The organism is Pseudomonas sp. R15(2017) (assembly GCF_002112685.1).
In the GTDB taxonomy this organism is placed as follows: Bacteria; Pseudomonadota; Gammaproteobacteria; order Pseudomonadales; family Pseudomonadaceae; genus Aquipseudomonas; species Aquipseudomonas glycinae.
The window spans coordinates 143,844-157,276 of the sequence record NZ_NEII01000015.1; the positions used below are offsets into that span (position 1 = coordinate 143,844).

Genomic DNA, 13,433 nt, shown 5'->3' on the forward strand with positions numbered 1-13,433 from the left:
AAACTCCTGTAGAAAATGTGACGAACTGAATTATTTGGCCTTGGCCTGATGCTGATAGCGCGCCGCTTCGACGAAAACGTCGGAATTGGCCGGGTCGTCGAGGTAAGCAAAGACCTTTTCAAGCGGGCTGTCGACCTGCACACCCTCGCCGTCATCGGTCTGGAAACCCTGGCCGTCGAGGGTTTTCTGGGCGATGGCCTGGTTGATCTGTTCGAGGTCGAGGTTGTAAATCACCAGTTCACGTTTGTCGGTGATCTCGAAGCCGGCGATGGTGAAGTGCCCGCCGTATTGCGCCGGCACCTTCGCCGAGAGGTACCAGCGGTTGCCGTGACGCGACACCGTAAACGGATAGGCTTCACGCTCCCGGGGTTTGGCTTTGAAATACGCAACGGCCTGATAGCGATCATTGCCCAGACGCGTCAGCTCCAGATTCATCGGCTCGCCCCAGGCATTGGTGCTCGACCATCGGCCGAGCAGGCCCTTGGGTGCCGGTTCACTGGCGGGCAGCGGCTCGCGGAAGGTCACCAGACATCCGCTGAGCAGCAGGAACGACAAGGCGATCAGCACGCCACGCCAGGCTTTCATTCGACACTCCCTTGAACACCCGTTTCTTCTGATCGTTCCTACGCTCCGCGTGGGAATGCATACAGTGACGCTCTGCGTCACATTGGACGCGGAGCGTCCATGGCGGCATTCCCACGCAGAGCGTGGGAACGATCAGGGTCGAGAATTACACCGACGCGAGTACCAGGTGCATATAGCGCGTCAGAATGCCGAGCATGTCCTCTTCGGCCAAAGGCTCGGCGTCGTTGAGCAGGCCCTGATATTCCATCCGTCCGATAATCGCCGTCAACACCTTGGCATCCTGCTGCGGCTCGCGCGAGCCCAATACCTGGAACAACTGGCAGGTGCCCTGCAACAGAATCTGCTGATGGGAACGCACCAGTTCCGCCAGACGCGGGTTCAGCAGCGCCTCCTGACGGAACGCCTGTTCGGCCATCAAATGCTCGCGACGATTCACCAGTTGCCGGTGCACGTAGTCGGCCATCAGCCGCGCGATATCGTCGGCCAGTTGCGAACGCGACTCCGGGCTGCCGTCGCCGCTGACCACCATTTCGCGCAGCAGGCCTTCGTTGTTGATCCACAGCTTGGCCATGTAGGCCGCACTGCGTTCGACGTACTGGGCAAAGGTATCGGTGAGCAGGTCATCGATGTCCTTGAAGTAATACGTGGTGGCCGACAGCGGCACACCGGCCTCGGCCGCCACCGCACGGTGACGCACGGCCCGCACGCCATCGCGCACGACAATGCGCATCGCCGCATCGAGAATGTCCTGTCGACGCTGTTCACTGCCCTGCCGGCTGGCCTTGCGGCCCTGGTACTGAACACTTTCAGCGACCGCAGTGGCGATTCCCGCTGCACCCTCTTGAGCCATTGCACCGATCACGACAGGCATACCTCTGTTGTTTTCTTCAAAATTAACCATTTGATACGTTTGTACCAGACAGGCAATAAAAAGCCGCCCATTTCAGGCGGCTTTTTTATTGAAACACTTACGCTTGTGGCCGCATGTGCGGGAACAGGATCACGTCGCGGATCGACGGGGAGTTGGTCAGCAGCATCACCAGGCGGTCGATGCCGATACCTTCGCCGGCCGTTGGCGGCATGCCGTACTCCAGCGCACGAACGAAGTCGGCGTCGTAGTGCATGGCTTCGTCGTCGCCGGCGTCCTTGTCGGCCACCTGGGCCATGAAGCGCTCGGCCTGGTCTTCCGCGTCGTTCAGCTCGGAGTAGGCGTTGGCGATTTCACGGCCGCCGATGAACAGCTCGAAGCGGTCGGTGACGTTCGGGTTGTCGTCGTTGCGACGGGCCAGCGGCGACACTTCGAACGGATACTGGGTGATGAAGTGCGGCTGCTCCAGCTTGTGCTCGACCAGCTCTTCGAAAATCATCACCTGCAGCTTGCCCAGACCTTCGAAGCCCAGCACCTTGGCGCCGGCCTTCTTGGCGATAGCGCGCGCCTTGTCGATGTCATTCAGGTCATCGGCAGTCAGCTCGGGGTTGTACTTGAGGATCGAGTCGAACACCGACAGACGCACGAACGGCTCGCCGAAGTGGAACACCTTGTCGCCGTACGGCACGTCAGTGCTGCCCAGAACCAACTGCGCCAGTTCACGGAACAGCTCTTCGGTCAGATCCATGTTGTCTTCGTAGTCGGCGTAAGCCTGGTAGAACTCCAACATGGTGAATTCAGGGTTGTGACGGGTCGAAACGCCTTCGTTACGGAAGTTGCGGTTGATCTCGAACACTTTTTCGAAGCCGCCAACCACCAGACGCTTGAGGTACAGCTCTGGGGCGATACGCAGGAACATTTCCATGTCCAGCGCGTTGTGGTGGGTTTCGAACGGCTTGGCTGCGGCGCCGCCGGGAATGGTCTGCAGCATCGGCGTTTCGACTTCGAGGAAGTCGCGCTTCATCAGGAAGCTGCGGATGTGCGCGATCACTTGCGAACGCACGCGGAAGGTCTGACGCACGTCTTCGTTGACGATCAGGTCAACGTAGCGCTGACGGTAGCGCTGTTCGGTGTCGGTCAGGCCGTGGTGCTTGTCCGGCAGCGGGCGCAGGGATTTGGTCAGCAGGCGCACGCTGGTCATCTCGACGTACAGATCACCCTTGCCGGAGCGGGCCAGGGTGCCTTCGGCGGCGATGATGTCGCCCATGTCCCAGGTTTTCACCGCGGCCAGGGTTTCTTCGGACAGGGTCTTGCGGTTGACGTAGACCTGGATGCGACCGGTCATGTCCTGGATCACCATGAACGAGCCACGGTTGAGCATGATGCGACCTGCAACCTTGACCGGGATCGCAGCCTCTGCCAGCTCTTCCTTGGTCTTGTCCGCGTACTGTTTCTGCAACGCATCGCAGTAGTTGTCGCGGCGGAAGTCGTTCGGGAAGGCGTTGCCCTTGGCGCGCTCGGCAGCAAGCTTTTCCTTGCGCAGAGCGATCAGGGAGTTTTCTTCCTGTTGCAGGGCCTGGTCGAGTTGTTGGTCGCTCATGTCTTTAAATTTTCCATCACAGGTTCGTTGCCCCCGCCGGCGACGGGGGACTTGAGGTCGGTTGAAAGCTTACAGCCCCGATTTCAGGCTGGCTTCCAGGTATTCGTCGATGTCGCCGTCGAGCACCTTGTCGCAGTCACTGCGTTCGATGTTGGTGCGCAAATCCTTGATCCGCGACGCATCGAGCACGTACGAACGGATCTGGTGACCCCAGCCGATGTCCGACTTGGTGTCTTCCAGGGCCTGGGACGCGGCGTTGCGCTTCTGCATTTCCTGCTCGTACAACTTGGCCCGCAACATTTTCATGGCGGTGTCCTTGTTGGCGTGCTGGGAACGTTCGTTCTGGCAGCTCACCACGGTGTTGGTCGGTACGTGGGTGATACGTACGGCCGAGTCGGTGGTGTTTACGTGCTGACCACCGGCACCGGAGGAACGATAGGTGTCGATCCGCAGGTCTGCCGGGTTGATTTCGATTTCCACCTTGTCATCGATCTCTGGCGAAACGAAAACCGCGGAGAACGAGGTGTGGCGACGGTTGCCGGAGTCGAACGGGCTCTTGCGCACCAGACGGTGCACGCCGATCTCGGTACGCAGCCAGCCAAAGGCGTATTCACCCTTGATGTGCACGGTCGCACCCTTGATCCCGGCGACTTCACCGGCCGACAGCTCCATGATGGTCGCGTCGAAACCGCGTTTGTCGGCCCAGCGCAGGTACATGCGCAGCAGGATGTTGGCCCAGTCCTGGGCTTCGGTGCCGCCGGAACCGGCCTGGATGTCCAGGTAGGCGTTGTTCGGATCCATCTCGTGGCTGAACATACGGCGGAATTCGAGCTTGGACAGGGACTCTTCGAGACCTTGAAGGACTTCGACGACGTCGTTGACCGCGCCCTCGTCGTTCTCTTCAACGGCCATGTCCAGCAGCTCGCGGCAATCGGCCAGGCCACCGTTCAGTTCGTCGAGGGTGTCGACGATCTGCGCCAGCACAGCGCGCTCGCGGCCCAGTTCCTGAGCGTATTCAGGTTTGTTCCAGACTGCAGGATCTTCAAGCTCGCGATTGACTTCGATCAGACGCTCATGCTTTTGATCGTAGTCAAAGATACCCCCGAATAGTTTCGGAGCGCTCGGACAGGTCCTTGATGGTGTTCAGGATCGGGTTGATTTCCATGACGGGCAGCACTCGTTGGCGAACTTTTGAAAGCCGGCGAGTATAACGTAATCACGCTGTCACGGCAGCCCGTCTGGCGGCTCTTGAGGCGATTCACTTGACATGGCCTGACACAGATCCCTGTGGGAGCGGGCTTGCCCGCGAAGGCGGAGTATCAGTCGACATCATTGCTGAATGACCCACCGCATTCGCGAGCAAGCCCGCTCCCACAAGGGTATCGCGTACCTATTCGATGCCGACCTGATTGCGCCCGTTGTTCTTGGCCAGGTACAGGCCGCGATCCGCCGCCGAGATCAGCAACCGGCAGTCGCTGCCCGACTCCGGCACCATGGTCGCCAGACCGATGCTGATGGTCAGGCTCGATCCTTCGGCCGGGGCATTGTGCGGAATCTTCAGCGCCGCGACCGTCTGGCGCAGCTTTTCCGCCACCAGCCGTGCTCCGCCCGGCGAGGTGTTGGGCAGCACCAGCGCAAACTCTTCGCCGCCATAACGCGCCGGCAGATCGGACGGCCGGGCGCTGGCCTCGCGGATTGCCGTGGCGACCTTGCGCAAGGCTTCGTCACCTTCGACGTGACCGAAGGTGTCGTTGTAGGACTTGAAGTAATCGACGTCGATCATCAGCAACGACAACTGGCTCTGGTCGCGCAACGAACGACGCCATTCCAGTTCCAGGTATTCGTCGAAGTGCCGGCGGTTGGACAGCCCGGTCAGGCCGTCGGAGTTCATCAGCCGTTGCAGGACGAGGTTGGTGTCGAGCAATTGCTGCTGGCTGACCCGCAGCGCGCGGTAGGCCGCATCCCGCTGCAGCAACGTCATGTAGGAGCGCGAGTGATAGCGAATACGCGCCACCAGCTCGATGTTGTCCGGCAGTTTCACCAGGTAATCGTTGGCCCCGGCGGAGAACGCCGCGCTCTTGATCAACGGGTCTTCCTTGGTCGACAGGACGATGATCGGAATGTCCTTGGTCGCCGGGTGATTGCGGTATTCGCGCACCAGGCTCAGGCCGTCGAGGCCGGGCATCACCAGATCCTGCAGGATCACGGTCGGCTTGATCCGCACCGCATGGGCCACGGCAAGATGCGGGTCGGAGCAGAAGTGGAAGTCGATGTTCTCTTCATTCGACAGCCCACGGCGCACGGCTTCGCCGATCATCGCCTGATCGTCCACCAACAACACCATGGCGGCGTTCTCGTCGGTTTTGATGTCATCGATCTGTAAGTCATTCATGGGCGGTCACCTGAGTGCTGCGGGGGCCAGGATTGCGGATGGATGTGTTCATTTAGGGAAAATCTCCAGCAATCGTGGCGCTATCTTTTCCAGTGGACGGATTTCTACGGCTGCGTCGATGGCTGCGGCAGCCTTGGGCATGCCGTACACCGCACTGCTTTGCTGATCCTGCGCGATGGTCAGATAGCCCTGTTGACGCATGAGCTTAAGCCCTTGAGCCCCGTCGCGTCCCATCCCTGTCAATAAAACCCCTACTGCGTCACCGTTCCAGTAACTGGCGACGCTTTCGAAAAATACGTCGATCGAAGGGCGGTAGATCTCGTTGACCGGCTCGGCGGTGTAGGCCAGCGTGCCGTTCTTGAGCAAGCGAATATGGTGGTTGGTGCCGGCCAGCAACACCGCGCCGGCCTGCGGCGGTTCGCCTTCGCGGGCCAGACGCACATCCAGACCGCTGGCGCTGGCCAGCCATTCGGCCATGCCAGCGGCGAACACCTGATCAACATGCTGCACCAGCACGATGGCCGCCGAAAAGTGGCGCGGCAGGCCCTTGAGCAAGACTTCCAGCGCCGCCGGACCACCGGCCGAAGAGCCGATCGCCACCAGCCGCTGGCGCGAGGCGGTACTGCGCGGTGCCGCAGGTACGGGGCGCGAGCGGGCGGTTTTCTCGCCGATCAGCCAGCCGATATTAAGGATTTTACGCAGCAGCGGCGCCGCCGCTTCCTGAGGATTGCCGCCGCCGATGGCCGGGGTGTCGACCACGTCCAGCGCGCCGTGGCCCATGGCTTCGAAAACCCGGTGCACATTCTGCTGGCGGTCCACGGTGACGATGACGATCGCGCACGGGCTCTCGGCCATGATCCGGCGGGTGGCCTCGACGCCATCCATCACCGGCATGATCAGATCCATCAGGATCAGGTCAGGGGTGTTTTCGGCGCACAGGCGCACCGCTTCGGCGCCGTTGCTGGCGACCCACATCACCTGATGCGCAGGCTCGAAGGCCAGCGCCCGGCGCAGGGCCTCCACCGCCAGGGGCATGTCGTTGACGATTGCGATCTTCATGCCCGCGCTCCTCCGATGAGCTCAACCACCGCGTCGAGCAGGGCGTCGTCATGAAAACTGGCCTTGGCCAGATAATAGTCGGCGCCGGCGTCCAGTCCACGGCGACGGTCTTCCTCGCGATCCTTGTAAGACACCACCATCACCGGCAGCGATTGCAGACGGTTGTCGCGGCGCAGCAGCGAGACCAGTTCGATGCCGTCCATGCGCGGCATGTCAATGTCGGTGATCAGCAGATCGAAGTCCTCGGAGCGCAGGGCGTTCCAGCCGTCCATGCCGTCCACCGCAACGGCCACGTCGTAGCCGCGATTGAGCAGCAGCTTGCGTTGCAGTTCGCGCACGGTCAGCGAGTCGTCGACCACCAGAATCCGTTTGCGCGCGGCTTCCGCGGCCTGATTACCGTGACGGGCAATACGCTCCAGACGACCGGTATTGAGCAGTTTGTCCACCGAACGCAGCATGTCTTCAACATCGACGATCAGCACCACCGAGCCATCGTCGAGCAAGGCCCCGGCGGAAATGTCCTGCACCTTGCCCAGCCGCTCATCCAGCGGCAGCACCACCAGCGTGCGCTCGCCGATGAAACGCTCGACCGCCACGCCGTAGATCGCATCGCGCTCGCGGATCACCACGACTTTCAGGGTATCGCCGCTGTTCTGGCTGGCCGGACGTTGCAATAACTGACTGGCCGCGACGAGCCCGACATGCCGGCCTTCGTGCCAGAAATGCTGGCGCCCTTCGACCTGCACGATGTCCTCCGGCGCCAGATCGCACATGCGCTCGATGTGCGCCAGCGGGAAGGCGTAGGCCTCGTCGCCGACTTCCACCACCAGGCTGCGCACCACCGACAGGGTCAGCGGCACTTCGAGATAGAAACGACTGCCCTCGCCCGCCGTCTGCTCCAGCACCACCGCACCGCGCAACTGGCGGACCATGTGCTGAACAGCATCGAGACCGACGCCACGACCCGACACTTCGGTGACCTTGTCGCGCAGGCTGAAACCCGGCAGAAACAGGAAGGTCAGCAGTTCCTCTTCACTCAACTGGGCGGCGGTTTCCGCGGGGGACAACTGACGTTCGACGATGCTGCGGCGGACCTTTTCCAGATCCACACCATTGCCGTCGTCGCTCAGTTCCAACACCAGCAGACCGGCCTGATGCGAGGCGCGCAGACGGATCAGGCCCTCTTCGGACTTGCCTTTGAGCAGGCGCTCTTCCGGAGTTTCGATGCCGTGATCGACTGCATTGCGCAGCAGGTGCGTCAGAGGTGCTTCGAGTTTTTCGAGTACATCGCGATCGACCTGAGTCTTCTCGCCTTCAATCTCCAACCGCACCTGTTTACCGAGGCTGCGACCGAGGTCGCGCACCATCCGCACCTGCCCGGACAGCACATCGGCGAACGGCCGCATGCGGCAGGCCAGCGCGGTGTCGTAGAGCACTTGTGCGCGCTGACTTGCTTGCCAGGCAAACTCGTCGAGCTCGGCGTTTTTCTCTGCCAGCAATTGCTGGGATTCGGCGAGCAAACGGCGCGCGTCTTCCAGCGCCTCTTGAGCTTCAAGGCTCAGGGCGTGTTCCTTGAGATGAACGTTGAGACTTTCCAGCGCCCGCAGGCCGTTGTTCTGCATGCGCTTGAGGCGCTGCATGGTGGCCAGGTGCGGTTTGAGGCGCTGGGTTTCCACCAAGGATTTGCTCGACAGATCGAGCAGGCTGTTCAGGCGTTCGGCGGTGACCCGCAGCACCCGCTCGCCACCTTCGGTGGTGCGCTTGCTCTTGCGCGGCGCGGGTTCCGGCTCGGCAACCTCAACGGGAATTTCAACCGGGGTCGATTCAACCACTGTCGGTGGCTGAAGCTGCAACTCGGCCATCGGTGGCGCACTCGGAGCGGCGGGCACCACGGCCGGTGCCGCCGGGTCGAGCAAACAGCCCATCAACGCCACGTAAGCCTCGATGTCCGCCGGTTGCGGGCCACTGGCCGGGGTGGCGATGCGCATCAGCAAGTCGGTGCCCTGCAACAACGCATCGATATGTTCCGGGCGCAGGAACAACCGGCCTTCCTGCGCACTGACCAGACAATCTTCCATCACGTGGGCGACGCTGACGCCGCTGTCGATGCCGACGATCCGCGCCGCGCCTTTCAGCGAGTGCGCCGCACGCATGCACGATTCGAGCTGATCGGCCTGGGTCGGGTTGCGCTCCAGCGCCAGCAGCCCGGCGCTGAGCACCTGGGTCTGGGCTTCGGCTTCGAGGCTGAACAGCTCGAGCAAGGAGGCGTCGCGCATTTGCTCGGGGGTCATGTGAGGCTCCGGGACACGGCGGACAACAGCTGTTCTTCATCCAGCCAACGCAGGCTGCGACCTTTGAAAGGCAACACGCCTCGGGTGTATTTGGCGCTGGCCTGTGCGCCGGAACGCGATGCGGCATCGAGAATTCGCTCGTCGATGGCGTGAATCCCGTCGACTTCGTCCACCGGCACCACCACTGGCCCACCCTGGGCCGCGATGATCAGCATGCGCGGCATGATCCGCGCGCCGGTCGCCGGGGCTGCGCTGCTGTCGAGATCGAGCAGTTCAACCAGTGACAGGCACGCCACCAGCGCACCGCGCACGTTCGCCACGCCGAGCAAGGCCCGGGAGCGCTGGTGCGGCAGCGAGTGAATCGCCTGCAACGGCGCGACCTCCACCAGACTGCGGGTGGCCAGACCGAGCCATTCTTCGCCGAGGCGGAACATCAGCAGCGAACGGGTCTTCAGCTCGGTCTCGACCTGGATCGCCACCGGATCGCGCTCGTCCTGCTGCAACGCATAGCGGTCGAGCAGGCGCGTGGCGGCGGCGGAATACACCGAGCAGTTGCGGCAATGGATGTGCTCATCCAGCAGCGGACAGGACTTGTCGCCATGGATGCCGATGCGGTTCCAGCAATCGTCGATGGCCCGGGCGTCTTCGTGGGTGACGTTCAAGGTGTCGGACGGGATCATCGTTTACGCTCACTGTCGGCGGTGCGGCCGCTGCGGGCGGCGCGCTCCTGCAATCGTCTGGCGCCGGCCGTGTCGCCCTGGGCCTGCAGCAACGCAGCCAGGTGCATCAAGGCTTCGGGGTGTTGCGGTTCGAGGTACAGCGCTTTGCGGTAAAAGCTCTGGGCTTCGAGGGCGCTGCCGGCGACATCGCTCAACAGGCCGAGCCAGTAGAACACCTGGGCCACCGGCTCATGGCTGCGCAAATACTGTTCGCACGCGGCCCGGGCCTCGGCACTTCTGCCTTCGTTGGCCAGGGCGGCGATGTTGGCCAGCAAGGTCGCGGCGTCGGGATTGGTGGTTTTAGCCGTCGCGGGCAAAGGCGTCACGCCAGCAAACGGACGGTTGCGCACCGGCGGCGGTGGCGTGCTGCGCACTGGTTGGCGCACAGGTAACGGCACCGGAATCGCGGTCGGCGCCGGCAACGGTTCGGGTTGTGGATCGCTGTGACGGCTGAAAGCGAAGGACTGTGGAATCCCGATCGAACGCATGCCGAGCCGCCCGAGCAGGCTGCCCTCGGCCGGGCCGATAAACAGCACGCCATCGACATGGGTCAGGCGCTTGAGCACGGCGAATACCTGCTGCTGGGTCGGCTGATCGAAATAGATCAGCAGGTTGCGGCAGAACACGAAATCGAACGGCGGCTCGTTGGCCAGCAATGACGGATCGAGCACGTTGCCAACATGCAGGCGCACCTGCTCGCGGACGCTTTCACTCACCCGGTAACCTTCGTTCTCGGCAGAAAAATGCCGCTCGCGAAAATCCAGCTCCTGGCCGCGAAACGAGTTCTTGCCGTACAGCGCCCGCCGCGCCTTGTCCACGGACAAGGGGCTGACGTCCATGCCATCGACCTTGAACTGATGGGGCTTGAGACCGGCATCGAGCAAGGCCATGGCAATCGAATAGGGTTCTTCACCCGTGGAGCACGGCAGGCTGAGGATGCGCAGCGCGCGCATGTTGTTCAATTCGCCCAGGCGTTTGCGCGCCAGTTTGCCCAGGGTGGCGAAGGATTCCGGGTAACGGAAAAACCAGGTCTCGGGGACGATCACCGCTTCGATCAGCGCCTGCTGTTCATCCCGCGAGCCTTGCAGGGTCTGCCAGTACTCATCGGCATTCACCGTTTGCGACAGGGTGATGCGCTGGCGCACGGCTCGCTCGATGATCGCCGGCCCGACCGAAGCGACGTCGAGGCCGATGCGTTCCTTGAGAAAGTCGAAGAAGCGCTGGTCGCTGCTCATGGCTGCTCCTCAAGCCGCGCCGGATCCAGCGGCGGCGACGGGAACAACAACGTACGCACCGACTCGTCCAGCAATCCGTTGACCCGTACCCACTGCACCAGCCCCTGCGCGTCTTCGCGTACCGGGCCCAGGTACGGTGCCTGACGATTGTCGAGGCCGTACGGCTGAAACTCATCCGGGTTGCAGCGCAGGGTGTCGGTGGCCTGTTCGAGGATCAGTCCCAACCACTGCGCGGGTTGCGAGTCTTCCGCGCGGTAATGCACCAGCACCAGTCGCGTGCTGGTGCGCGCTTGCGCAGGATGGCCGAAGGTCAGGGCACTTAGGTCGATCACCGGCACCACCGTGCCGCGATAGGCGAACACCCCCGCCACCCAGTGCGGCGCCCGGGCAATCGGCTTCAACGGCAGGCGCGGCAGCACTTCGGCCACTTCCGTGGCGCGCAGGGCGTAGCGTTCGCTGCCGATGCGAAACAGCAGAAACAACGCCTGCTTCGCCACCGGTGCAGCGCTGCGTTTGGCGGTGATTTCGCTCATCAGACTTTGAATCGCGAAACGCCGCTGCGCAGGCCCACGGCCACCTGGCTCAGTTCGTCGATGGCGAAACTGGCCTGACGCAACGACTCGACCGTCTGGCTGCTGGCATCACCCAGCTGCACCAGCGCGTGGTTGATCTGCTCGGCACCGGTCGCCTGGGCCTGCATGCCTTCGTTGACCATCAACACCCGCGGCGCCAGCGCCTGCACCTGATGGATGATCTGCGACAGCTGCTCGCCGACCTGCTGCACTTCAGCCATGCCGCGCCGTACTTCCTCGGAGAACTTGTCCATGCCCATCACCCCGGCGGACACCGCCGACTGGATCTCGCGGACCATCTGTTCGATGTCATACGTGGCAACAGCGGTCTGATCCGCCAGACGCCGCACTTCGGTGGCGACCACGGCGAAACCACGGCCGTATTCACCAGCCTTCTCCGCTTCAATCGCGGCGTTCAGGGACAGCAGGTTGGTCTGGTCGGCGACCTTGACGATGGTCACCACCACCTGATTGATGTTGCCGGCCTTCTCGTTGAGGATCGCCAGTTTGGCGTTCACCAGATCCGCCGCGCCCATCACCGAGTGCATGGTGTCTTCCATGCGCGCCAGGCCCTGCTGCCCGGAACCGGCCAGCACCGAGGCCTGATCGGCGGCGGTGGAGACTTCGGTCATCGTGCGTACGAGGTCGCGGGAGGTCGCCGCAATTTCGCGGGACGTCGCGCCGATTTCAGTGGTGGTCGCAGCGGTTTCGGTGGCGGTGGCTTGCTGTTGCTTGGAGGTCGCAGCGATCTCGGTCACCGAGGTGGTGACCTGCACTGACGAGCGCTGGGCCTGGGACACCAGCGAGGTGAGCTCGGTCATCATGTCGTTGAAGCCGGTTTCCACCGCGCCGAACTCGTCCTTGCGCTCGAGATTCAAGCGGCTGCTCAGATCGCCGGTGCGCATGATGTCGAGGATCTGCACGATGCGGTTCATCGGCGCCATGATCGCGCGCATCAGCAACAGACCACAGAAACCGGCGGCCAGCACCGCCACCACCAGCGAGACAAACATGCTGACTTTGGCTGCCGCCACGGCCTCGTCGATGTTGGCCATGGCCTGGTCGGCGACTCTCTTGTTTTCGCTGATGATGTCGTTGAGCTTCATCCGGCCCGAGTACCAGGTCGGAGTCAGTTGCTCGTGGAACAGCTTGACGGCGTCAGCTTCGAGATTGCGCTTGTGCAGGTCGAGCACCGCATCCTGAATTTTCAGGTAGGCGTCGTGATATTTCTCGAACGCCGCGAATTCGAGCTTGTCCTCGTCCGTGACCACCGTGCCACGGTAATTGGCCATCTGTTCCTGAAGCCGGGATTCGAAAGCCTTGTAATCGGCCGCATCTTCGCTGCTGATGCCCTGCCCTTCCTTGAGCCCCAGCAGTTCCTGGGTCTGCAGGTAGCTGTCGACCCACGCGCCACGAATCATCGAGCTGTAATAGACGCCGGGAATCGCGTCGTCACGGACGCTGTTTTCACTGGCCTCGATCTTCAGCAGCCGCGAATACGAGACGACCACCATCAGCAGCATGATGGCGATAATCACCGCAAAGCTCGCCAAAATGCGTTGGCGCAACGTCCAGTTCTTCACAGTCAGTCCTCGGGGCGGGTCGAAATGCGGGGGAGTATAGCTGAGGGCGGTGTTTCATTTATAAGACGGTTTGCCGCGCTCTAGCCTTCCGGTCATAAAACACGACGGGCTCTGGACAGGGACTTTCGAGGAATCGGAGGGTGGCGTGCCAGTGGCGCAATGGCAAAAAGGGGCGATGGATTGGTCATTTCGGTTTTAGATGATCCGAAGAGGCAGTAGCCATGTGCCATGGTGCGCAACTTCTTGCGCACTTGATTCGCGAAATCGCCGCCTTATTTCGCTACAGCCCCCGGTTACCGTCGCCTGTAGCCGAGTGCGCAACTTCTTGCGCAGTACTGCGCAAGAAGTTGCGCACTTTTGCTTTCATCGCTGTTCAAAAAACGCTCAAACCCGCGAGCCAGAGCGGTCAAGTCCCCGGCTCCCGGGGGCACACCAAAAGCTGGCACGCTCCTTGATAACAGTCAGGCACCCACCGGGCGATTTCGCCTCCCGGGCACCCTAACTTTATCCGCAAGGAGCACCTCCCATG

The 13,433-nt window shown here is 62.2% G+C and carries 11 protein-coding genes; all 11 read right to left on the reverse strand.

Annotated elements, in window-relative coordinates:
• Positions 1–30: 30 nt before the first annotated feature.
• Entirely contained in the window at positions 31–585 is a 555-nt protein-coding gene (locus tag CAF77_RS26215; RefSeq protein WP_085655621.1) for a hypothetical protein, read from the reverse strand.
• Between the two features lie 145 nt (positions 586–730).
• The gene (locus CAF77_RS26225) at positions 731–1,435 is read right to left on the reverse strand and encodes a TetR/AcrR family transcriptional regulator (RefSeq protein ID WP_011332647.1); all 705 of its coding nucleotides are present in this window, start codon (positions 1,433–1,435) and stop codon (positions 731–733) included.
• Positions 1,436–1,553: 118 nt separating this feature from the next.
• Entirely contained in the window at positions 1,554–3,053 is a 1,500-nt protein-coding gene (gene lysS / locus CAF77_RS26230; protein ID WP_011332646.1) for a lysine--tRNA ligase, read from the reverse strand.
• 69 nt (positions 3,054–3,122) lie between these two features.
• Positions 3,123–4,218, reverse strand: a protein-coding gene (gene prfB, locus CAF77_RS26235) for a peptide chain release factor 2 (protein WP_139831638.1) whose coding sequence is annotated in 2 segments (ribosomal slippage) — positions 3,123–4,145 and positions 4,147–4,218 — 1,095 coding nt in all. Because the reading frame shifts where the segments join, the coding sequence is not laid out codon by codon here.
• 225 nt (positions 4,219–4,443) lie between these two features.
• Entirely contained in the window at positions 4,444–5,445 is a 1,002-nt protein-coding gene (locus CAF77_RS26240; protein WP_011332645.1) for a PleD family two-component system response regulator, read from the reverse strand.
• 48 nt (positions 5,446–5,493) lie between these two features.
• Entirely contained in the window at positions 5,494–6,504 is a 1,011-nt protein-coding gene (locus CAF77_RS26245; RefSeq protein WP_064378958.1) for a chemotaxis response regulator protein-glutamate methylesterase, read from the reverse strand.
• Complete coding sequence (locus tag CAF77_RS26250) at positions 6,501–8,795, reverse strand: hybrid sensor histidine kinase/response regulator (RefSeq protein WP_064378957.1); 2,295 nt, start codon at positions 8,793–8,795, stop codon at positions 6,501–6,503. The genes CAF77_RS26245 and CAF77_RS26250 overlap by 4 nt, the downstream gene beginning before the upstream one ends.
• On the reverse strand, positions 8,792–9,475 hold the full coding sequence (locus tag CAF77_RS26255; protein ID WP_011332642.1) for a chemotaxis protein CheW: 684 nt from the start codon (positions 9,473–9,475) through the stop codon (positions 8,792–8,794). Before CAF77_RS26255 ends, CAF77_RS26250 begins: the two co-directional genes overlap by 4 nt.
• Positions 9,472–10,749 carry a protein-glutamate O-methyltransferase CheR gene (locus CAF77_RS26260; protein ID WP_064378956.1) on the reverse strand — a complete coding sequence of 426 codons (1,278 nt, stop codon included), beginning with the start codon at positions 10,747–10,749 and terminating at the stop codon, positions 9,472–9,474. The genes CAF77_RS26255 and CAF77_RS26260 overlap by 4 nt, the downstream gene beginning before the upstream one ends.
• Complete coding sequence (locus tag CAF77_RS26265) at positions 10,746–11,282, reverse strand: chemotaxis protein CheW (RefSeq protein WP_064378955.1); 537 nt, start codon at positions 11,280–11,282, stop codon at positions 10,746–10,748. Before CAF77_RS26265 ends, CAF77_RS26260 begins: the two co-directional genes overlap by 4 nt.
• Positions 11,282–12,904 (reverse strand): methyl-accepting chemotaxis protein, encoded by a 1,623-nt coding sequence (locus tag CAF77_RS26270; RefSeq protein ID WP_011332639.1) that lies wholly within the window; start codon positions 12,902–12,904, stop codon positions 11,282–11,284. Before CAF77_RS26270 ends, CAF77_RS26265 begins: the two co-directional genes overlap by 1 nt.
• Between the last annotated feature and the right edge of the window lie 529 nt (positions 12,905–13,433).

What these genes read in the sequence shown, in the direction of transcription:
- CAF77_RS26240 (WP_011332645.1), bottom strand. Translation starts at nt 5,445, where the DNA reads ATGAATGACTTACAGATCGATGACATCAAAACCGACGAGAACGCCGCC.
- CAF77_RS26225 (WP_011332647.1), bottom strand. Translation starts at nt 1,435, where the DNA reads ATGGCTCAAGAGGGTGCAGCGGGAATCGCCACTGCGGTCGCTGAAAGT.
- lysS (WP_011332646.1), bottom strand. Translation starts at nt 3,053, where the DNA reads ATGAGCGACCAACAACTCGACCAGGCCCTGCAACAGGAAGAAAACTCC.
- CAF77_RS26215 (WP_085655621.1), bottom strand. Translation starts at nt 585, where the DNA reads ATGAAAGCCTGGCGTGGCGTGCTGATCGCCTTGTCGTTCCTGCTGCTC.
- CAF77_RS26260 (WP_064378956.1), bottom strand. Translation starts at nt 10,749, where the DNA reads ATGAGCAGCGACCAGCGCTTCTTCGACTTTCTCAAGGAACGCATCGGC.
- CAF77_RS26245 (WP_064378958.1), bottom strand. Translation starts at nt 6,504, where the DNA reads ATGAAGATCGCAATCGTCAACGACATGCCCCTGGCGGTGGAGGCCCTG.
- CAF77_RS26255 (WP_011332642.1), bottom strand. Translation starts at nt 9,475, where the DNA reads ATGATCCCGTCCGACACCTTGAACGTCACCCACGAAGACGCCCGGGCC.
- CAF77_RS26250 (WP_064378957.1), bottom strand. Translation starts at nt 8,795, where the DNA reads ATGACCCCCGAGCAAATGCGCGACGCCTCCTTGCTCGAGCTGTTCAGC.
- CAF77_RS26265 (WP_064378955.1), bottom strand. Translation starts at nt 11,282, where the DNA reads ATGAGCGAAATCACCGCCAAACGCAGCGCTGCACCGGTGGCGAAGCAG.